General features: G+C 72.4%; 17 protein-coding genes. 5 read left to right on the forward strand and 12 right to left on the reverse strand.

Annotated features, from left to right (window positions below):
* Positions 1-136 precede the first annotated feature (136 nt).
* Positions 137-1,615 carry a zinc-dependent metalloprotease gene (locus ACF088_RS02450; protein ID WP_392373504.1) on the forward strand — a complete coding sequence of 493 codons (1,479 nt, stop codon included), beginning with the start codon at positions 137-139 and terminating at the stop codon, positions 1,613-1,615.
* Complete coding sequence (locus ACF088_RS02455; RefSeq protein ID WP_392373505.1) at positions 1,612-2,142, forward strand: NUDIX hydrolase; 531 nt, start codon at positions 1,612-1,614, stop codon at positions 2,140-2,142. Before ACF088_RS02450 ends, ACF088_RS02455 begins: the two co-directional genes overlap by 4 nt.
* A gap of 175 nt (positions 2,143-2,317) precedes the next feature.
* Here the strand turns inward: ACF088_RS02455 and ACF088_RS02460 are convergent, their stop codons facing one another.
* From ACF088_RS02460 to ACF088_RS02475, 4 genes are all read right to left on the reverse strand, one after another.
* Positions 2,318-3,076 carry an AIM24 family protein gene (locus tag ACF088_RS02460; protein WP_392373506.1) on the reverse strand — a complete coding sequence of 253 codons (759 nt, stop codon included), beginning with the start codon at positions 3,074-3,076 and terminating at the stop codon, positions 2,318-2,320.
* A 20-nt stretch (positions 3,077-3,096) separates the two neighbouring features.
* On the reverse strand, positions 3,097-3,780 hold the full coding sequence (locus tag ACF088_RS02465) for an AIM24 family protein (protein WP_392373507.1): 684 nt from the start codon (positions 3,778-3,780) through the stop codon (positions 3,097-3,099).
* 15 nt (positions 3,781-3,795) lie between these two features.
* Positions 3,796-5,487 (reverse strand): TerD family protein, encoded by a 1,692-nt coding sequence (locus ACF088_RS02470; protein WP_392373508.1) that lies wholly within the window; start codon positions 5,485-5,487, stop codon positions 3,796-3,798.
* A 112-nt stretch (positions 5,488-5,599) separates the two neighbouring features.
* Positions 5,600-6,223 (reverse strand): M48 family metallopeptidase, encoded by a 624-nt coding sequence (locus ACF088_RS02475; protein ID WP_392373509.1) that lies wholly within the window; start codon positions 6,221-6,223, stop codon positions 5,600-5,602.
* Positions 6,224-6,402: 179 nt separating this feature from the next.
* Between ACF088_RS02475 and ACF088_RS02480 the strand changes: the two genes are divergently transcribed.
* Both ACF088_RS02480 and ACF088_RS02485 read left to right on the forward strand, forming a co-directional pair.
* The gene (locus ACF088_RS02480) at positions 6,403-7,530 is read left to right on the forward strand and encodes a ThiF family adenylyltransferase (RefSeq protein WP_392373510.1); all 1,128 of its coding nucleotides are present in this window, start codon (positions 6,403-6,405) and stop codon (positions 7,528-7,530) included.
* A 56-nt stretch (positions 7,531-7,586) separates the two neighbouring features.
* A complete protein-coding gene (locus ACF088_RS02485; protein WP_392373511.1) occupies positions 7,587-9,026 on the forward strand; it encodes an ABC1 kinase family protein in 1,440 nt (479 codons plus the stop codon).
* Positions 9,027-9,123: 97 nt separating this feature from the next.
* Here the strand turns inward: ACF088_RS02485 and ACF088_RS02490 are convergent, their stop codons facing one another.
* The 5 genes from ACF088_RS02490 to ACF088_RS02510 form a co-directional block, all read right to left on the reverse strand.
* On the reverse strand, positions 9,124-9,321 hold the full coding sequence (locus ACF088_RS02490) for a hypothetical protein (protein WP_392373512.1): 198 nt from the start codon (positions 9,319-9,321) through the stop codon (positions 9,124-9,126).
* A 97-nt stretch (positions 9,322-9,418) separates the two neighbouring features.
* Entirely contained in the window at positions 9,419-9,736 is a 318-nt protein-coding gene (locus ACF088_RS02495; protein ID WP_392373513.1) for a hypothetical protein, read from the reverse strand.
* Positions 9,733-10,086 carry a WhiB family transcriptional regulator gene (locus tag ACF088_RS02500; protein WP_026169602.1) on the reverse strand — a complete coding sequence of 118 codons (354 nt, stop codon included), beginning with the start codon at positions 10,084-10,086 and terminating at the stop codon, positions 9,733-9,735. The genes ACF088_RS02495 and ACF088_RS02500 overlap by 4 nt, the downstream gene beginning before the upstream one ends.
* A 118-nt stretch (positions 10,087-10,204) precedes the next feature.
* On the reverse strand, positions 10,205-10,528 hold the full coding sequence (locus tag ACF088_RS02505; RefSeq protein WP_392373514.1) for a hypothetical protein: 324 nt from the start codon (positions 10,526-10,528) through the stop codon (positions 10,205-10,207).
* A gap of 145 nt (positions 10,529-10,673) precedes the next feature.
* Positions 10,674-12,890, reverse strand: coding sequence for an ATP-dependent DNA helicase UvrD2 (locus ACF088_RS02510; protein WP_392373515.1), 2,217 nt, complete (start codon positions 12,888-12,890; stop codon positions 10,674-10,676).
* 425 nt (positions 12,891-13,315) lie between these two features.
* Here ACF088_RS02510 and ACF088_RS02515 point away from each other — a divergent pair, with 425 nt between their 5' ends.
* Positions 13,316-13,558, forward strand: a complete 243-nt coding sequence (locus tag ACF088_RS02515; RefSeq protein WP_392373516.1) for a mycoredoxin — start codon at positions 13,316-13,318, stop codon at positions 13,556-13,558.
* 249 nt (positions 13,559-13,807) lie between these two features.
* On the opposite strand, the gene nudC is transcribed toward ACF088_RS02515, so the two are convergent.
* The 3 genes from nudC to ACF088_RS02530 form a co-directional block, all read right to left on the reverse strand.
* Complete coding sequence (nudC, locus tag ACF088_RS02520) at positions 13,808-14,743, reverse strand: NAD(+) diphosphatase (protein ID WP_392373517.1); 936 nt, start codon at positions 14,741-14,743, stop codon at positions 13,808-13,810.
* A 74-nt stretch (positions 14,744-14,817) separates the two neighbouring features.
* The gene (locus tag ACF088_RS02525; RefSeq protein WP_392373518.1) at positions 14,818-16,218 is read right to left on the reverse strand and encodes a dipeptidase; all 1,401 of its coding nucleotides are present in this window, start codon (positions 16,216-16,218) and stop codon (positions 14,818-14,820) included.
* Positions 16,219-16,228: 10 nt separating this feature from the next.
* Positions 16,229-20,035: a UvrD-helicase domain-containing protein gene (locus ACF088_RS02530; RefSeq protein WP_392373519.1), complete on the reverse strand. Its 3,807-nt coding sequence runs from the start codon at positions 20,033-20,035 to the stop codon at positions 16,229-16,231.
* Between the last annotated feature and the right edge of the window lie 94 nt (positions 20,036-20,129).

Consider the following 20,129-nt stretch of genomic DNA (forward strand, 5'->3'; position numbering starts at 1 on the left):
GTGGCGTCCATCCTGCCCCAGCCACCGGGACAGCGAAGCACCGAGCCCCGAAGCGGCCCGGGTGTCTACGCTGGAGGTGATGTCGGGCAGCCGCCGTCGGCCACCTGGTCGGCGGCCCTACGAGCCGAGGAAACCCGTGAGTGACACCCCATTTGGATTCGGCCTTCCGCCGGAGGAGCCGGAGGACGGCGACAACGGCAAGAAGAAGGGCGGCCAGGGAGGTAGCCAGGGCCCCGCGGACCCCTTCGGGTTCGGCGGCGGGAGCGGCGGCGCGGACAATCCGTTCGCGGCGCTCTTCGGCGGCATGGGCGGCCCCGGTGGCGAGATGAACCCTGGCGACCTGGGCGCCGCCTTCCAGAAACTCGGACAGATGCTCTCCTACGAGGGCGGCCCGGTGAACTGGGACATGGCCAAGGACATTGCGCGGCAGACCGTCGCACAGGGCACCGAGGACGGCAGCAAGGACGCGAGCCTGTCGCCGGGTGAGCGCAGCGCGGTCGAGGAGGCCGTACGCCTCGCCGACCTGTGGCTGGACGGTGTGACGTCGCTGCCGTCGGGCTCCGGATCGGTGGTGGCCTGGAGCCGCGCCGAGTGGGTCGAGGAGACCCTCCCGGTGTGGAAGGACCTGGTCAATCCGCTCGCCGAGCGCGTCGGAGCGGCCATGGGCGACGTACTGCCGGGGGAGATGCAGGCCATGGCGGGCCCGCTGCTCGGCATGATGCGCTCCATGGGCGGCGCGATGTTCGGCACCCAGATCGGCCAGGCGCTGGGCGTGCTGGCCGGCGAGGTCGTCGGTTCGACGGACATCGGACTTCCGCTGGGGCCGGCCGGCAAGGCCGCGCTGCTGCCCGGGAACATCGCCACGTTCGGCGAGGGCCTGGGCGTGCCGGAAGAGGAAGTGCGGCTGTATCTGGCCCTGCGCGAGGCCGCCCACCAGCGGCTCTTCGCCCATGTGCCGTGGCTGCGCTCGCATCTGTTCGGTGCCGTCGAGGGCTATGCGCGCGGCATCAAGGTCGACACGACCAAGCTGGAGGACGTGGTCGGCCAGATCGATCCGCAGCACCCCGAGGAGCTGCAGAACGCCCTTCAGCAGGGCATGTTCCAGCCCGAGGACACCCCGGAGCAGAAGGCGGCGCTGGCCCGGCTGGAGACCGCGCTGGCCCTCGTCGAGGGCTGGGTGGACGCGGTGGTGCACGCCGCCGCCAAGCCGCATCTGCCGTCCGCGGACAAGCTCCGGGAGACGCTGCGGCGGCGCCGGGCCAGCGGTGGCCCCGCCGAGCAGACGTTCTCGACGCTGATCGGTCTGCAGCTGCGTCCGCGGCGGCTGCGGGACGCCTCGCGGCTGTGGGCGTCTCTGACGGACGCGCGGGGCCTGGAGGGCCGCGACGGCCTGTGGGAGCACCCGGACATGCTGCCGACGGCGGCGGACCTGGACGACCCGGACGGGTTCGTCCACCACGAGCAGCCGGACTTCTCCGAGCTCGACAAGATGCTCGGCGAGGCCGCGAGCGGCGGCAAGCCGGACCTGGACAAGCCGGACCCGGGCACGCCCGCCCGGGAGGACGACGGCCCGGACGAGGCATCCGGCGAGAGCAAGGGTGACGGCGGCAAGTGAGTCTGCGCGAGGACGCGGCGCGGGTGCTCAAGGAGTGGCCCGCGCCGTCGCCTGAACAGGAACAGCTGCGGCTGGCGTATCTGGACCACCTCGCCGCCCATCAGGACGGCATGTGGAAGCCCTGCAAGGACGGACACCTCACGGCCAGTGCGCTGGTGATCGACCCGGCCGGCGGCCGGGTGCTGCTCACCCTGCACCGCAAGCTGGAGATGTGGCTGCAGATGGGCGGTCACTGCGAGCCGGAGGACGCCTCGCTGGCCGATGCGGCGCTGCGGGAGGCACGCGAGGAGTCGGGCATCGCGCGCGGGCTGACGCTGCTGCCCGGCGGCCCGGTGCGGCTGGACCGTCATCACACGCCGTGCGCGGTGCATCTGGACGTCCAGTACGCGGCGTTGGCTCCCGCGGACGCGGTGGCGGCGATCAGCGACGAGTCACTGGATCTGCGGTGGTTCGGCTACGACGAGGTGCCCGGCGTCGCCGATACGTCGGTGGTGCAGTTGGTCGAACGCACCCGCGCTCTTCTCTAGACGGCACCCGCGCGCTCCGCTGGACGGCAGCGCCCCGGCCGCTGCCGTCCAGCAGCACAGCGGCCCGGCCCCGCCGGACGGCGGCGGTCCGGCCGCACACGCGCTTCACACGCGCTTCGGTACCCGCCCTTCCCGGGGCGGGCGCCGAAGCGCGTCAACAGCGCCTCGAAGGCGCTCAGTTGGTGAAGATGTTGCCCTGGTTCATGCCCCGCGCGCCCTGCTGGCCCATGCCGTACTGGGCGGCCATACCGGAGCCGACGACGGCGTTCTGCGGCGGCAGCAGCTCGCTGGGCTGGACCAGTGCATAGCCCTGGCCGAGGAAGCTGAGTTCCCAGCCCTCGCCCGTGTTGCCGCGCCGGCGCCACACCCCGGAGGAGTGCGTCTGCGCCTGCATCTGCACCCGCAGCGAAGCGGACCAGGCAACCACCGCGTCGGCGTCGGCGTTGACGTACTTGTCGGGCGTGACCTGCAGCATCAGCGGCTCACCGGAGGTCATCAGGACCACCTTGCCCCGCCCGGAGATGTTGAGCTGGTACTTGCCGGTGCCGGAGATGCCGTACTGGCTGTCGACGGAGACGACCTCCCAGTGGAGGCCGGAGTCCAGCGCCAGGACGTAACTGCTGTCGACGGTCAGGCCGTCGTGGTCGACGTCGACCACATGGACGTACTGGGCGAGGTTGGCCAGATAGACCGTGCCCTGCCCGGAGACGCGCATCAGATCGAGGCCCTCGCCGGAGTGCGCGCGGGCGCGCTGCTGGCCGGGCGTCGTGTAGTTGCCGTCGAATTCGAGCAGCCCCTGGTAGGCGACCATGGCGCCCTTACGGGCGAGGAGGTCCTCGTGGCCCTGAAGGGCGACGCGCAGCAGCTGACTGTTCTGCAGGGCGTAGCGGTCCTGGGTCTGTGCCTCGGTGAAGGCGAAAAGCGGACTCTGCATGGCGTGTTCGGTCCTCCCCCTCAGCCCCGGGCCCGGAGCCGGTCGGTGCTGTCCTCGCTGGGCTGGACGACGACGAACCCCTGGCCGGAGAAGCCCAGTTGGTACGCCTCGCCGCTGCCGCGCCCGATCATCGAGGACGCCTTGAAGCTGCGCTTGCCCTTCATCTTCAGGTGGGTCGACCAGGCGACCAGGGCATCCGGGTCCACATAGGTCTCGTCCTCGCCGCGGCCGCAGTCGACGACGATGGGCGTGCCCCGGGAGGTCAGGGCGACCCAGCCGGTGCCGGAGATCCCGACGTTGAAGAGCCCCTGGCCGGCGAACTTCGCCATGCCCTTGACGCGCTGCACGCCCCACTGGAGCTGCGCGTCGAAGGCGAGGAGGTTGGTGCCGTTGACGGAGAGCGAGTCACCGTCGAGGTTGATGCAGACCACGTCGGCGCCGTAGTCGGCGAGGTAGAGCAGACCGTCTCCGGAGCACTTCATCAGGGGTGCGCCTTCGCCGGAGAGCCACTGGGAGGCCATCTGGCGGACGGCGGGCGGGTTCGGCTCGTACTGGACGAAGCCTTCGTAGGCGACCATCGAGCCGGTGCGTGCGAAGACGTCCTGGCCGCTCTGCATGGCGATCTTCACCATGGCGCTGCCGTGGTTCTCCATACGGGCGGCGGGCGGGGTCGGGGCGTAGCCCGACAGCTGCTGCTGGTTCATGACGTGCGGGCTCCCTCAGACCTCGTAGGGCTGGACGACGATGAAGTTGCCGGGCGCGCCGCGGAACTGGAGGTTCACGGTCTCGCCGGAGTGACCGGGGAAGGCCTGCCGGCGCAGGCTCACCTGGCTGGAGATGATCACCTGCGAGGCCGCGGACCAGGCCACGATGGCGTTGGCGTCGGCGAAGGTGGTCGGGGTGACCGGCAACACGACCGGGGTGCCCTGGGTCTTGACGACGAGGGTGCCGGTCCCCTGGAACTGCATGGTGAACAGGGCTCCACCGGGGATGCCGTGGCCCTCGATCCTGCGGACCTCGTGCTGCAGCGACTCGTCGAAGGCGAGGACGCTGTCGGCGGACACACAGATGGCGTCGCCCTGCAGCTCGATGGGGTGGACGTGGGCGCTGTTCTCGGCGAAGAACACCTGGCCCTGGCCGGTGCAGCGCATCAGCTGCATTTCCTGGCCGGTGGCGTTGCCGACGATCCGGCCGCGGAAGCCGGCGCCCTTGTAGCCGAAGTCGACCTTGCCCTGGTAGAGCACCATGCTGCCCTGGCGGGCGAGCACCGGCTGGCCGTCGACGCCGAGGTCGACGCGGATCAGCTTGCTGTTCTGCGGGGTCCAGCGTTGGCCGGTGGGGGCTTCCTTGTACTTGTCCAGTACGACGCCGAGGCCGGGACCGCCGCCCTGGGGCACGGCCGGTTCCTGGCCGCCCGGGTACGGGGCGCCCGGGGGCGGCCCCGGCTGTCCGTACGGGGCGGGCTGGCCCTGCGGGGCGCCGAATCCGCCGGGCGGCGGGGCGGGCCGGCCGTAGGGCGGTGCCTGCGGGGCCTGCTGGCCGGGGAAGCCGCCGGGTGCGGTCTGCGGCTGGCCGTACGGGTCCTGGCCGGGCGCCGGCTGGCCGTACGGGGCCGGCGACTGCTGGCCGGGCGGACCGGGCACTGTGGGCGGGGCCAGCGGCGCGGCGATGGTGGGCGCGTTGTGCACCTGCGGGGCGGCGGGCTGCGGCGCCGCCGGGGGCGCTTGCGGCGCGCCCTGGGGCGGGCCGAAGTCGGGCGCGGGCTGCTGCGGTGCGGGGGCGGCGGGCGCCCCGAAGGACGGCGCGGGGGCCGCCGCACCGGGCGGCGGCGCGAAGCCGGGCGCGCCCTGTGCCGTGGCGGGCGGCGCCGGCGCCTCGGCCTCTTCGGCGACCTCGCCCCCGAAGTTCTTCAGCAGCGCCTCGAGGCCGCCGTCGAAACCCTGGCCGACCGCGGCGAACCGCCAGACGTCCTTGAGATAGAAGTCGCCGAGCATGACGGCGCGTTCGGTGCTGAACTCGCTGCCGTTGAAGGAGTAGCGGGCGACCTCTTCGCCGCCGGCCACGATCCGGAGGTAGCCGGGGCCGATCTGCGAGACCTGGCCCGCACCGTCGAGCGCGGCGGTGAAGGAGAGCTTCCGGATGTGCGGCGGGATCTTGTCGAGGGTGACCCGGAACGACTCGCTGTCGCCGGCCTGCGCCCCGAGCAGCTGGACCGACTCCTCGGGCGACTTGGGCTGGTTGAAGAAGATGAAGTACCGGTCGTCGGACAGCCGCTCGTCGGCGTCCAGACCGAAGCAGCTGATGTCGAAGGTCAGGCCGGATCCGGCGATCTGCACGCCGACGTACAGATCCGTTCCCGCCGTCAGATCACCGATCTTGGCCTTGTGGCCCCGCTGGAATTCCCTGGCCATACGTAACGCCCGTCCCCCGCTCCCGCTGTGAGTTGCCCTGCGCGGCCAGGCTAACCGCTGGCGCCGACAGCAGGCGATGCCGGGGCGCGACGGATGTCGTCCGGTGCCGTGGTCAATCGTCGCGGGTGGCGGGCAGATGGGGCAGCCGGTCGGCCGCGACCACCCCTTCGAGGTAGCCGCGGGCCCGCTCCGTACGGGGGTAGGCCTCCAGCAACTGCCAGAACCGGGGGCCGTGGCCGGGGACGAGCAGATGCGCGAGTTCGTGCAGCAGGACGTAGTCGATGACGTACTCCGGCATGCCCTGGAGGCGGTGCGACAGGCGGATGCTGCCCTCCGCGGGGGTGCACGATCCCCAGCGGGTGTTCTGGTTGGTCACCCAGCGCACCGACGCGGGGTCGGCGCGGCCGTCCAGATACTGGCCGGACAGCCGCTCGGCACGCCGGGCCAGCTCGCCGTCGCCCAGCATCCGCTTGCTTTCCTGAGCGGCGAGCTTGTCGAGCATGACGGTGACCCAACGCCGCTCCTCGGCCTCGGACATACGGGCCGGAATCAGGACCACCGTGCGGTTTCCCTCGCGGTACGCCGAGACCGTTCTGCGCCGCCGTGAGCTGCGGCGCACCTCGACGGCGCTGGTGCCCGACCCGCGGGCCTGGGAGCTCGGGGCAGCCCCGCGCGATGTGTCAGCGGCGCGGCGCAGGGGTGTTTCCCCTGGGCCGTGGGAAGGGTCGGCGGGCACGCGCCCGACGTTACCCGCTGGCAGTGCGGGAAGTCCCGCCCCGCGGACGGTTCGCCACCGAACCACTCCATGGCGTGCACCGCTCGTACGACCGTTACCCCCTGCCTGTGGATAACTTCCGCACGAATCCGCGGCACGGCGCATGCTGAGAGCCGGACGACGAAGGACCGGGGGCGGATATGCAGCATCCGATGCTCAAGCCCGCGCTGCGGCGCGGCTGGCGGGACAGGGAAACGGTGCGATTCGGCGTGGCTCCGGCGCATGCGATGGTGGTCGGCCCGGTCGATACGGCGACCGGAAGCTTCCTCTCGCTGATCGACGGCACCCGCACCATGCAGCAACTGATCGAGGAGGCCGCGTTACTGGACCTCCCGCCCGAGCACGTACGGGGTGTGGTGGACCGGCTCGGCGCGGCCGGGCTGCTGGAAGCCCCCACCGCCGGCGGCCCGCCGGCCGAGGCCGTCCGGGCGGACCACGCCGCCTTCGAACAGCTGCGGCCCGACCTGGCGTCCCTCTCGGTGCGGCATCCGGAGCCCGCGGGCGCTCTGAGCCGGATGGGGGCGCGTCGCGCCGTCCGGGCCCGGGTCAAGGGGGCGGGTCGGGTCGGCGCCGCGATCGCGGCGCTGCTCGCGGCCTCGGGGATCGGCCGGGTGGAGGTGTTCGACGGCGGCACGGTCCAGCCGTGGGACGTGCTGCCCGGCGGGCTGCCGGCCGAGCGGACCGGTGAGCGGCGGGACGCCGCCGCGCGACGGCTGGTCACACGCTCCTCCCCCTGGGGCCGTACTCCACGTCCGAGGGTCCCGGTCAGCGAATCCGGCGAACCCGGGCTGTCCCTCGTGGTGCTCGCCCCGCGCGACGGGCTCGGCGCCTACGCCCCCGACCCCGTGCTCTCCGAACCGCTGCTCACCGCCGGAATCCCGCATCTTTACGCGGGGGTGATCGAGGGCACGGGTGTGGTGGGTCCCTTGGTACTGCCCGGAGGTTCGGCCTGTGCCCGCTGCGATGAACTACGCCGTACGGACGCGGAGCCCGCCTGGCCGCGGCTGCTGGCGCAGTGGCGGTCGGGACGAGGATCCCCCGCGGTGCCGGCCTGCGATGCCGCGCTGGCGACCGCGGTCGCGGGGGTCGCCGCCGTCCAGGCGCTGACCTTCCTCGACGGTGAACTACCGCCGTGCACAGGGGCGCGGATGGAGCTCGCCGCACCGTGTGCCACCGTGCGGACGGTGCGGATCGAGCCGCATCCGGAGTGCGGCTGTGGCGCTGCCGGTTCGCGGAGTGCGGCGGGCGCCTCGGATCCTCGGCCGTGACACGCCACAATGACGGAGTAACCCCGGTTGGGGGACAGTGTGAGTTGGAGGGGCACATGTCTGATCTTCCCCGCAAGGCGGTCACCCGCACCGCCAAGCTGGCCGCGCTGCCACTGGGGTTCGCCGGCCGGGCCACCTGGGGCCTCGGCAAGCGGATCGGCGGCAGATCCGCCGAAATCGTCGGCCGGGAGCTGCAACAGCGCACCGCGGAACAGCTCTTCAAGGTGCTCGGTGAGCTGAAGGGCGGGGCGATGAAGTTCGGGCAGGCACTGTCCGTCTTCGAGTCGGCGCTGCCCGAGGAGATCGCCGGCCCCTACCGCGCCGCCCTGACGAAGCTTCAGGAGGCGGCGCCGCCGATGCCGACCAGCACGGTGCACTCCGTGCTGGCGGAGCGGCTCGGCGAGGACTGGCGGGAGCTGTTCGAGGAGTTCGAGGACAAGCCGGCCGCGGCGGCCTCGATCGGGCAGGTCCACCGTGCGGTGTGGCACGACGGCCGTGAAGTGGCCGTCAAGGTGCAGTATCCGGGTGCCGGCCAGGCGCTGCTGTCGGACCTGGCACAGCTGAGCCGGTTCGCCCGGCTACTGGGCCCGCTGATCCCGGGCATGGACATCAAACCGCTGATCACCGAGCTGCGCGACCGGGTGTCGGAGGAGCTGGACTACTCCCTGGAGGCAGCGGCCCAGCAGGCGCACGCCGAGGAGTTCGCCGACGACCCCGATGTGGTGGTGCCGGCCGTGGTGCACCAGTGCGACGAGGTGCTGGTGACGGAGTGGATGGACGGGGTACCGCTGTCGGAGGTGATCGCGAACGGCACCGACGAGCAGCGGGACCGGGCCGGTCAGCTGCTGGCCCGCTTCCTCTTCTCCGGCCCCGCCCGTACGGGCCTGCTGCACGCCGACCCGCACCCGGGCAACTTCCGGCTGCTGGCCGGGGACTTCCCGGACGGCCCGGTCGAGGAGTGGCGGCTGGGGGTGCTGGACTTCGGCACCGTCGACCGGCTGGCCGAGGGGCTGCCGCCGACGATCGGGACCTCGCTGCGGATGACACTGGAGGGCGAGGCGGACGCCGTCTACCAGCTGCTGTGCGAGGAGGGCTTCGTCAAGGAGTCCATCGAGCTGGACCCGGACGCGGTACTGGACTATCTCCTGCCGATCATCGAACCCGCCCTGGTGGACGAGTTCACCTTCACCCGGAGCTGGATGCGCCACCAGGCCACCCGGATCGGCGATCCGCGTTCCCCCGCCCACCAGTTGGGCAAACAGCTCAATCTGCCGCCCGCATACCTCCTGATCCACCGGGTGACCTTGAGCACGATCGGGGTGTTGTGCCAGCTGGGGGCGACGGTACGGCTGCGCGACGAGCTGGAGGCGTGGCTGCCCGGCTTTGTGCCCGAGGAGGAGGCGGCCGGTCCGGACGTCACCGGTATCGGCCCCCTCGGGGACGACGAGATCGGTGCGGACCTCGGGAAGGCGTCCGTCGAGGAGACCACGGTCTGAGCCGGGCCCACCGGACCGCGCCGGCCCGTCCCGTCCGCGCCGGCCGGCGGAGCGGACGGGACGGCCCGGGGTCAGCCGGCCCCGGCGGTGCCCGGCCTCACCACCAGCTGGAATCCAGGCGCCCTTCGATGGCCCGGATGTTCTCCCGCGCGCAGTTGTCGCAGAAGTAGCGGCGCTCACCGTTCTCGACGGAGCAGGTCCAGGTCGGCCCGGCGCCCGCGGCGACCTCACCGCAGCCGGCGCACACCATGTTCCCGTCGGCCAACTCCACCCGTTCATGCGTCTTCTGGTCCACCAGCCGACGATATCCCCGCCGGCCCCGCGAAACGGGATACAACGCACCGCGGGGCCCGCCCTGTCGGACGGACCCCGTGGTCGGCGGCATCAGCGCCTTACTGCATCACGGCCATCGCCAGCGCCCGGCGGGCACGGAGCGACGCGCGCTCGGCGCGCCGCTGCATACGCCGCGCGGCCGCGAGCCGATGAGCCCTGCGTTCCGATTCGGCCTCCTGAAGGCGTTCGTGCATATGCGCACGCGCCAGGGCTTCTGGGATGAGTTGCATCGCGAGGTTCCTGTTCTGACGCGATTCGGTCGCGTCGGTGTTCACGAGGACGGGGGTGTCGGTGAGAAAGGGGTTCATCGTGAGGTCCTGCTTCTGGGGATCCCGGGTGAGGGGACGGTCGATCGTTCCTGTGCCGATGGTGTTCATGCCGCGACCGGGTTCTTGCGCGGACGGCCACGCGGACGCTTCCGCGGCACGACGACGCCCTGGACGAAGAGCTCGCCGCCCCAGACGCCCCACGGCTCACGGCGGTCCTTGGCACCGGCGAGGCAGGCCTCACGGACCGGACAGGTCTGACACAGCGTCTTGGCGTACTCGACGTCGGCCGGGGACTCGGCGAAGAAGACCTCGGGGTCGTAGGTGCGGCACGGAACGGCAGCGCCGAGGCGGTCGATCTCGTCGTCGAGCTCGGTGAGGGGAAGCAAGGAGTTCTCCTGGGGGTCGGGCGGAGGGATCAGGTCGGTGGCTACGGACGGGGTGTGCGTCTGCAGTTGCACGGTGGTGTGTTCCTCGTCTGTTCGGCCCGGCTGGTGGCGGGCGCGTGGGCAAACAAAAGGGCCGCGGATCCCGGTGTGGGTTCCGCGGCCCTGGAAGGTGCCGACCTGATCGTGCCGATCAGGCTGGATCTCTCCAGGGTTCGTGGCCGCGGTAGGCCCACGTTTCATGCTGCGTCTGGTACTGCTGCCGGGATTCGGCACCATTGGCCGCCGCGAAGACAAAGGCATTCGCCGATGCCGCCGCTGCTACCGCAGGTGCCTCGGTCGGTCGCTCGCTACGCTCGCTGCGCGTCAGCACGGCGAGGGACTCGGGGCGCGCGACCCTCATACCGGACAGGCGACCGAAGCCGGACATACCGGTACCAAGGAGCGAGGAGCCGAGCGGGCAGGTGGCGACGACCGAGAGATCGGTCATTTTGTTGGTCTCGATGATGCTGATCACTGGGCTCGCCTCCTCTCGGCGTCTCGGTGGACCGGGAATCCCGTTCCAGGGTGTTCAAGTACAGCACGGATCCATCGGATCTCGGAAAGAAACCGTTGTCTCCGTTGCTTGTGAAGGCTATGGGGATGCGCTCCGCGCGCGCAAACTATTTTTCCGACGAGTTTTCCGCGGCGTCCCCGGGCCCGTCCTCGGAGGCCCCCACGAGCTCCTCGCCGGCACAGATTGCCAGCACCTCACTGCCGTAGCGGTCGAACTTCCGCCGCCCCACTCCTGAGATGACCGCAAGCTCCGATTCGGTTCCCGGAACGGCCTCCGCGATCGCCATCAGGGTCTTGTCGGTGAAGACGCAGTAGGCGGGCTGCCGGGAACGCGCCGCCTGCTCGGCCCGCCACTCGCACAGCCGCTCATAGAGCGCCTCGTCGAGCTCCGAGGGGCAGTCCTCACACCGCATCAGCTTCATCTCGCCCGCGTCGGTGAGGGTCCTGTTGCAGACCCGACAGCGGGCCGGGCTGCGGTGCCGGGGGCGCCGCGCCACCGCCGCCGTCCCGTCGCCGCGCTCGACGCCCCCGGAGAGCGCGCCCGGCGTACGGCGGCCGGCCGCCGTCCCGGACCCGGGCCGCAGACCGCTGAGGAAGCGGCTGGCGCGGCGGGAGGCCCGCCCGCCGGGAGAGCGCGCCAGCGACCAGGACAGGCCCAGATGCAGCCGGGCGCGGGTGACGCCGACATAGAGCAGCCGGCGCTCCTCCTCGATCTGCTCATCGGTCTTGGCGTAGGTGATCGGCAGCATGCCCTCGGTGAGGCCGACCAGGAAGACGGCGTCCCACTCCAGACCCTTGGCGGCGTGCAGGGACGCCAGGGTCACCCCTTCGACCGTCGGGGCGTGCTGGACGTTGGCGCGCTCGTCCAGCTCGGCGACGAGGTCCGCGAGGGTGGCCGCGGGCCGGGCCTTGGCGAAGTCCTCGGCCAGCCGGACCAGAGCCGCCAGGGACTCCCAGCGGTCCCGTACCGCCCCCGAGCCGGCCGGCGGCCTGCTCGTCCAGCCCATGTCGCTGAGCACCGCCCGCACCTCGGACGGCAGGTCCATGGCGTCGTCGAGCAGCGCATCGTTGGCACCGAAGCGGGCGGCGCCGCGCAGCTTGACGCCGGCCTCACGCACCTCGGGCCGCTCGAAGAACCGCTCGGCGCCCCGCAGCAGATACGGCACCCCGGCGTCGGCCAGCGCCTGTTCGTAGACCTCGGACTGGGCGTTGATACGAAAGAGCACGGCGATCTCCCCGGCGGGCACGCCGGCGGCGATCAGGTCACGGATGCGGCGGGCGGTGCCCTCGGCCTCGGCGGGCTCGTCCGCGTACTCCGCGTACACGGGCTCGGGGCCGGCCTCGCGCTGCGAGACCAGTTCCAGGCGCTGCTCGGCGGCGCGCCCCTTGGCCTGGGAGAGCAGACCGTTGGCGAGGTGCACGACCTGGGGGCTGGAGCGGTAGTCGCGGACGAGCTTGACGACCGTCGCGTTCGGATGGCGGGTGCGGAAGTTGAGGAGGTGGTCCGGGGTGGCGCCGGTGAAGCTGTAGATCGTCTGGCTGGCGTCGCCGACCACACAGAGGGTGTCGCGGTCCCCCAGCCACAGCTCCAGCAGCCGCTGCTGGAGCGGGCTGACGTCCTGGTACTCGTCGACGACGAAGTGCTGGTACTGGGCACGGACCTGCTCGGCGATGTCGTGCCGGTCCTGCAGCACACCGACCGTGAGCAGCAGCACATCCTCGAAGTCGATGCTGCCGCGGTCGCGCTTGAGCTGTTCGTACGTGCGGTAGATCTGCCCGACCTCGGCCGGGTCACGGGGGGCCTCGCGGCCGGCCTTGGCGACGGCGGCGGGATAGTCGGCCGGCACGGTCTGGGTGACCTTGGACCATTCGATCTCGGCCGTGACATCGCGCAGCTCGTTGCGGTCCAGCCGGATGCCGCAGCGGGCGGCGGCCTCGGCGACGAGCTGGATCTTCCGCTCCAGCAGCCGCGGGACCTCACCGCCGACGGCCTTCGGCCAGAAGAACTGGAGCTGCCGCAGGGCAGCGGAGTGGAACGTCCTGGCCTGGACCCCGCCCGCGCCGAGCTGCCGCAGCCGGCCGCGCATCTCGCCCGCCGCGCGGGCCGTGAACGTGACCGCGAGCACACTCGCGGGCTGCAGGATCCCGGCCCGCACCCCGTAGGCGATCCGGTGGGTGATCGCGCGGGTCTTGCCCGTGCCGGCGCCGGCCAGCACGCAGACGGGACCGTGCAGAGCCGTGGCGACCTCGCGCTGCTCGGGGTCGAGCCCGTCGAGCACCCCGTCGGCCGAGTCAGGCACCTGCGGGAAAAGAGAGGAGTCCATTGCTGCTGTCACCCCGCCATGCTGCCAGGTCCGCGCGGGCGCCCGGAAAGCCCGTCCACAGCCGCCACACCCCGGTCGTACGCATCACGTCCGCTGTGGACAACGTCCGGCACGCGACCGCGGCAGATGCTTTGCTTTCCTCAGCGGCGAGCAGCAGCGGCGGCAGCGGAACGGCAGCAGCAGCGGAGGGGCGGAGGCCTGTAGGCGCGGAGGCTCGGTGGAGCCTGAGGCGAGGCGGCGGGCGGTGGGGAGGCCTCGTGGGGTGGCGGGGCGGGTTTGGGCGGCGAGGGGTGGGGTGGGGGTGGGGGGTGGCCCCCCCGGGAATGCCCCAGGCGCGTCGTGCGTTGTGATGCTTGGCCGCGCCGAGTGCCGAGTACGGCGTCGGGCGGTATCGGATCAAGACTTAACGAAGGAGCGCGGGACGCATGGCGGGCACTGTGACGATGTACAGCACGACCTGGTGCGGTTACTGCCGTCGGCTGAAGGGCCAGATGGACCGCGAGGGCATCGCGTACACCGAGATCAACATCGAGCACGACCCGGAGTCGGCGGCGTTCGTGGAGAAGGCGAACGGCGGCAACCAGACGGTGCCGACCGTGCGGTTCCCCGACGGCTCGACGCTGACCAACCCGTCCCTGGCGCAGGTCAAGGAGAAGGTCGGGGTCTGATGGCCTGACGGCCTGATGGCCTGACGGCTGCGCCCCGTTGCACGCAGCAGGCCGTCGACCGGATCCCAGGTGGGACCGGTCGACGGCCTGCTGTCTGCTGTGTCCTGCCTGCTGCCTGCTGCCTGCTGCCTGCTGCCTGCTGCCTGCTGCCTGCTGCCTGCTGCCTGCTGCCTGCTGCCTGCTGCCTGCTGCGCGACGGTGTCAGGTGTGCGGGCCGCCATGCGGCTGCCCCCGCTCACCGTCCGGCGTTCACGGCTTGGGCAGCGGCTTGCCGTACCAGAGCTCGATGAGGCGGGCGGCGATGGAGATGCCGTAGGGCGGGAGGACCTCGCCGGATTCGAAGGCGGCGCGCAGATCCTCCCGGGAGAACCAGCGGGCCTCTTCGATCTCCTCGCCGTCGACCTGGATCTCGGAGGATGTGGCGCGCGCCATGAAGCCCAGCATCAGGCTGGAGGGGAAGGGCCAGGGCTGGCTGGCGATGTATTCGACATCGCCGACGACGACGCCGGCCTCCTCGAAGACCTCGCGGGCCACCGACTGCTCGATGGACTCGCCCGGCTCGACGAAGCCGGCGAGGGTGGAGAAGCGGCCCTCGGGCCAGTGGACCTGGCGGCCCAGGAGGGCGCGGTCCTCCTCGTCGGTGACAAGCATGATCACGGCCGGGTCGGTGCGCGGGTAGTGCTCGGCGCCGCATGCCGGGCAGCGGCGGATGTGGCCCGCTGCGGCGATGACGGTGCGCTCGCCGCAGCGTGAGCAGAAGCGGTGCAGGCGCTGCCAGTTTTCGAGGGCGACGGCGTGCACGAGGAGGCCTGCGTCGCGGGGCGACAGCAGCAGACCGGCCTCGCGCAGGCCCGCCGGGCGCGCGGGTTGGTCCATGCGGCCGGGCAGCGAGTCCTTCTGGAGGGCGAAGTAGCTGACGCCCTCGTCGTCGGTGCCGAGGTAGTAGCGGTGGGCCTCGGTCAGCGGCGCCTCGAAGGACGGCGTCATGATCAGCTCGGTGCGGCCGTCAGGGGTGTCGTCGATCAGCGCCTGTCCGCCGGACACCACGAAGACGCGCGTCGTCGGGTGGCTCCAGGCCGCCGCCAGCCATGCCTCGTCGAGCCGGTGATGGGCGGAGCGGTCAATTCCGCTCGGCGCGCTGAACGTGAGCGGCCGGCCGGCGGTGTGATCGGTCCAGGTGGTCACTGCTGTTTCCAACTCCCCCTATGGCGTGGGTGATTGCTGCGTACGGGCGCGGAGCCGTACGGGGGTGCGTGCGGTCAGGCCGGGCGCCAGGTCTCCGCCAGGTCGTCCCACAGAAGGGCGGCGGTCTCGACGCCCTTCATCAGCAGGTCGAGCTCGACCTTTTCGTTCGGTGCGTGCCAGCCGTCGGACGGCACGGAGATGCCGAGGAAGAGGACCGGGACGCCGAGGACGTCCTGGAGGTCGGCCGCCGGGCCGGAGCCGCCCTCGCGGGTGAAGCGGATCTTGTCTTCGAAGGCCCGGCCCATGGCGCGGACGAGGGACTGGAGCGCGGGGTGGTCGAGCGGGGTGAGGCAGGGGCGGGTGGCGCCCCAGAAGGTGATCTCGTGGCGGATGCCGGCCGGGAGGTGCGCGGCGACCCAGTCGCGTACGGATTGCTGCACGGCGGCCGCGCTCTGGCCCGCGACCAGCCGGAAGGACAGCTTGAGCTGTGCGGTGGACGGCACGATGGTCTTGCCGCCGGGGCCTTGGTAACCGCCGCCGATGCCGTTGACCTCTGCGGTGGGGCGGGCCCAGATGCGTTCCAGGGTCGTGCTGCCGGCCTCGCCGAGGGGGGCGTGGGAGTGCGCGGTGCGCAGCCACTCCTCCTCGTCGAAGGGCAGCTCGGCGAAGAGTTCCCGCTCGCGGTCGGTGAGCTCGACCACGCCGTCGTAGAAGCCGGGGACGGCGACCCGGCGGTCGGCGTCGTGCAGGGCGGCGGCCAGCCGGGCGGCCTCGGTGGCGGGGTTGGGGACGGCGCCGCCGAACGAGCCGGAGTGAAGGTCCTGGTCGGGGCCGTAGAGGTCGATCTGACAGTCCGTCAGGCCACGCATGCCGGTGCACACCGTGGGGGTGTCCCTGGACCACATGCCGGTGTCGGAGACGATCACCGCGTCGCAGGCGAGGCGGTCGGCGTGCTTCTCGATCAGGGCCGGGAAGTTCGGCGAGCCGGACTCCTCCTCGCCCTCGATGAGCAGCTTGAGGTTGACGGCGGGGGCGGTGCGGCCGGTCGCGGCGAGGTGCGCGCGCACGCCCAGGGTGTGGAAGAACACCTGGCCCTTGTCGTCGGCGGCGCCGCGGGCGTAGAGCTTGCCGTCGATGGTCTGCGGCGCGAAGGGGTCGGTGTGCCAGCCGTCCTCGCGGGCGGCGGGCTGTACGTCGTGGTGGCCGTAGACGAGCACGGTCGGCGCGGACGGGTCCCCCGAGGGCCACTCGGCGAAGACCGCGGGCAGGCCGTCGGTCTCCCAGATCTCGGTGGTGGGAAAGCCGGTGTCGGAGAGCTTCGCGGCGAGCCATTCGGCGCTGCGGCGTACCTCGCCGGCGCGCTCGGGGTCGGCGGACACGGAGGGGATGCGCAGCCAGTCGGCGAGGTCGTCGAGGAACGCTTCGCGGTGCAGGGTGATGTACGCGCGGACGGCGCTGTCCGGGGTTGTGCTCATACGCCCGAGCCTATCGGCCTTGTGGGGGAGGCCGGTCGGCGGTCTCGCCGAGCAGGATGCGTTCGAGTCCGGCCCGGCCGGGCAGCCGGGCGGGCCGGGCCACCTCGCCGCTGCGGACGTAGAGGAAGGCGGCGCCGACGGCGGACGGCTCCAGGCCGTACCGCTCGGCCCAGGCGAGGCGGTAGACGGCCAGCTGGAGGGGGTCGGCGCTGTGGGCGCGGCCGGTCTTCCAGTCGACGATCTCGAAGCGGTCGCCGTCGGGGCCGGGCTCTTTGTAGACGGCGTCGATCCGGCCGCGGATGACCCGTCCCGCGAGGGTGAGCTGGAAGGGGGCTTCGACGCGGAAGGGGGTGCGGTGGGCGTAGGGGGTACGGGCGAAGGCTTCCTTGAGGGTTTCGAGGTCGTGTTCGTCGACGATTGCGGCTTCCTCGCCCGCTTCGGCGCCGGGCAGCTCGTCGGGGCCGAGCAGGGGCAGCGTCAGCTCTTCGAAGCGGGACTCGACCCAGGCGTGGAAGCGGGTGCCCCGGCGGGCGCCGGGCTGCGGCGGTCGCGGCATGGGGCGGGCCAGTTCGCGGGCGAAGCCGTCGGGGTCGGCGGCGAGGCGGAGCAGCTGGGTGGCGCTGAGCGCGGAGGGCAGCGGGACGTCGCGGACGGTGGCGCGGGAGCGGCGCAGCTCGGCGGCGAGCGCGTCCAGATCGCGGTCCCAGGACCCGACGGCGCGCCGCTCCTCGGGGAGGAGGGTGTGCGGCGCGGTGTCACCGGGGTGGGCGGTGCCGGGGTGGGCGGCGCTGGGGTGGGCGGTGTCGGGGCCGGTGGGTGCCGTGAGGTCGGGCTCGGTGGAGCGCTGGGCGACGATGTGGGCACGGAGCGGGGCCGGCCCGGCCTCGGGGGTGTCGGGCGGCGGGGCGGCGTCGACGGGGCGGGCAGCAGGGTGGGCGGAGGGCGGGGCGCCGTCGTCGAACGGGTGCGGGACGGGCACGTCGTACGGCGGGATGTCATCCAACGGGCCGGAGCCGGCCTCGTCGAACGGGTCGGTCGCCGGCAGGTCGTACCGCTCGGCCTCGGGCACGTCGAACGGCTCGGCCTCCGACACGTCGAACGGGTCGGCCTCGGGCACGTCGAACGGGTCGGCGTCCCAGGGGTCATCGGTCGGTGGCGGCGGCCAGTCGGGGTCGTGGGCGGACAGGGACGGCGGGGCGGCGGCAAAGACGGCCGGTCCCTCCCCCGTACGGCGCTCCAGATGGGCGCGGACCGTGGCCGCGGCGGCGCGGCGGCGGGCCGTGGCGGCGGGATCGAGGGGCAGCGGCCAGGCCTGTTCCGTGGCGGCCTCGGAGAGGGCGGGGTTCTCCTCGCCGTCCTCGGGGGGCCCGGCCCAGTGCTCGATCTCGCCGTGTCCCGCCTCGCAGTGCTCGCGCAGCGCCTCCAGGAAGGCGGAGGGGCCGCGCGGCCGCTTCTGCTGGGGGCCCCACCAGTGGCCGGAGCCGAGCAGCAGGGAACGGGGGCGGGTGAAGGTGACGTAGCCGAGGCGGAGTTCCTCGGTCTCCTGGTGCTGCTTCATCGCCTCCTTGAAGGATTTCAGGCCGCGGGCGGCCCACTCCCCGACGTCGGGCAGGGTGGCGGCGTCGCCGCGCAGGGAGTGCGGGAGGACCTTGGACCGGCTGGTCCAGGACTCACGGGCCTGTTCGCTGGGGAACTGCTTGGCGACCAGGCCGGGTACGGCGACCACGTCCCATTCCAGGCCCTTGGACTTGTGGGCGGTCAGGACCTTGATGGTGTTGTCGCCGCCGGGAAGGGAGCTGTCGAGGCCCTTTTCGTGCTGGACGGCGGTGCGCAGAAAGCCGAGGAAGGCGAGCAGGGTGGCGTCGCCGTCGAGGGATTCGCCGCCTTGTTTGGCCGCGAATCCTGCTGCGATGTCGAGGAAGGTGCCGAGCGTTTCGCGGCGGCGGGCGGCGAGGGCGTGCGGTGACGCGGACAGCTCGACTTCCAGGCCGGTGGCGGCGAGCACCCGGTGGAGCACGTCCATGAGGGGGTCGCCGAGGGAGCGGCGCAGGTCGCGCAGTTCGGTGGCCAGGTAGGCGAAGCGCACCCGGGCCTCGGGGGAGAACGGGAGCCCGTCATCCGGTCCTTCGGCCTCCAGGAAGGTGTCGAGGGCGTCGGCGAGCGAGATGGTCTCGGCCGGGTCGACGCCTTCGACGGCCTCGGCGAGGCGCTGCCCGGGGTCGTCGGACGGGGCGGAGTGGTGGACGAGGGTGCGGGCACGGCGGCCCAGGAGCGCCAGGTCACGGGGGCCGATCCGCCAGCGCGGGCCGATCAGCAGGCGGACCAGGGCGGCGTTGGCCGTGGGGTCCTGGAGCACTTCGCAGACGGCGACGAGGTCGGCGATCTCGGGCAGATGCAGCAGCCCGGAGAGGCCGACGACCTCCACGGGGAGGTCCCGCGCGACCAGTTCGCCCTGGATACGGGCGAAATCACCGGCGGTGCGGCACAGCACGGCGATCTCGCCGGGTGCGGTGCCGGTGCGGACGAGGTGGGCGAGGGAGTCGGCGAGCCAGCTGAGCTCTTCGGCGTGGGTGGGCAGCAGGGCGCAGCGGACGGTGCCGTCGCGCTCGGCGCCGGGGGCGGGGCGCAGCGCTTCGACGCCCTCGTGCATCCGGCGGAGTGGTGCGGCGAGGCCGTTGGCGAGGTCGAGGAGGCGGCCGCCGCTGCGCCGGTTCTCGCTGAGGGCGTACCGGCGGGCGGGGGTGCCGTCCTGGAAGGGGAAGTGGAGGGGGAAGTCGTCGAGGTTGGCCACGGAGGCGCCGCGCCAGCCGTAGATGGCCTGGCAGGGGTCGCCGACGGCGGTGACGGCATGCCCGGTGGCGGTGTCGGTGGCGGTGTTGGTGGCGGTGCCGGTGCCGGTGCCGGTGCCGGTGCCGGTGCCGAAGAGGCCGGACAGCAGCAGTCGTTGGGCGACGGAGGTGTCCTGGTACTCGTCGAGCAGGACGACGCGGAATTCGTCGCGCAGGATCCGGCCGACTTCGGGGCGGGTGGTGGCGAGGGTCGCGCAGTGGGCGATCTGGTCGCCGAAGTCGAGGAGGTCGCGGCGGCGCTTCTCGGCCCGGTAGGCGGTGACGAGGTCGAGCAGTTCCAGGCGGCCGCGGGCGGTTTCGGGGACCTTGCGCAGGTCGGCGTTGGTGAGTTTCACGCCGTCGAGGGCGGCGAGGAGCTCGGTGTCGTGCGTACGGAGGGCGGCGGGGTCCACGAGGTGTTCGGCGAGCTCGGCGTCCAGGGCGAGGAGGTCCTCCACGAGGGAGGGCAGGGAGGTGGTGAGCGCAGGGTAGGGGCCGGGGGCGGCACGGAGCGTACGGGCGGCGAGCTGGAAGCGGGTGGCGTCGGCGAGGAGCCGGGCGCTGGGCTCCAGGCCGATGCGCAGGCCGTGGTCCTTGAGGAGCTGGCCGGCGAAGGCGTGGTAGGTGGAGATCCGCGGCTCTCCGGTGGGCTGCTCGGCGGGCCGGCCGGTGGCAGTGGCGCCGGTGGCGGGCGGGAGCGCGTCGGGGTCGGTGACACCGGCGGCGAGGAGCGCGGCCCTGACGCGTTCGGCGAGCTCGCCGGCCGCCTTGTTCGTGAACGTCAGCCCGAGGACCTGGTCGGGGGCGACCTGGCCGGTGCCGACCAGCCACACCACGCGCGCGGCCATCACCGTGGTCTTGCCCGAACCGGCTCCGGCCACGATGACCTGCGGGGCGGGCGGGGCGGTGATGCACTCCGTCTGCTCCGGCGTGAACGGGATACCGAGGAGCTCCTTGAGCTGCTCTGGGTCGGTAAGGCGAGCTGACACAGCGAAAACCGTAGCGGGCGCCACTGACAATCCGCTGCGCTTGGCCTTTGGCCCACGTTTTTGGCTGACCCGCCGTGGGGGTCCCTCGCCGTTG

Source organism: Streptomyces sp. NPDC015125 (genome assembly GCF_043080045.1).
Lineage (GTDB): Bacteria > Actinomycetota > Actinomycetes > Streptomycetales > Streptomycetaceae > Streptomyces.

What these genes read in the sequence shown, in the direction of transcription:
- ACF088_RS02510 (WP_392373515.1), bottom strand. Translation starts at nt 12,890, where the DNA reads ATGGACTCCTCTCTTTTCCCGCAGGTGCCTGACTCGGCCGACGGGGTG.
- ACF088_RS02465 (WP_392373507.1), bottom strand. Translation starts at nt 3,780, where the DNA reads ATGAACCAGCAGCAGCTGTCGGGCTACGCCCCGACCCCGCCCGCCGCC.
- ACF088_RS02470 (WP_392373508.1), bottom strand. Translation starts at nt 5,487, where the DNA reads ATGGCCAGGGAATTCCAGCGGGGCCACAAGGCCAAGATCGGTGATCTG.
- ACF088_RS02525 (WP_392373518.1), bottom strand. Translation starts at nt 16,218, where the DNA reads ATGAGCACAACCCCGGACAGCGCCGTCCGCGCGTACATCACCCTGCAC.
- ACF088_RS02460 (WP_392373506.1), bottom strand. Translation starts at nt 3,076, where the DNA reads ATGCAGAGTCCGCTTTTCGCCTTCACCGAGGCACAGACCCAGGACCGC.
- ACF088_RS02495 (WP_392373513.1), bottom strand. Translation starts at nt 9,736, where the DNA reads ATGAACACCATCGGCACAGGAACGATCGACCGTCCCCTCACCCGGGAT.
- ACF088_RS02515 (WP_392373516.1), top strand. Translation starts at nt 13,316, where the DNA reads ATGGCGGGCACTGTGACGATGTACAGCACGACCTGGTGCGGTTACTGC.
- ACF088_RS02480 (WP_392373510.1), top strand. Translation starts at nt 6,403, where the DNA reads ATGCAGCATCCGATGCTCAAGCCCGCGCTGCGGCGCGGCTGGCGGGAC.
- ACF088_RS02485 (WP_392373511.1), top strand. Translation starts at nt 7,587, where the DNA reads ATGTCTGATCTTCCCCGCAAGGCGGTCACCCGCACCGCCAAGCTGGCC.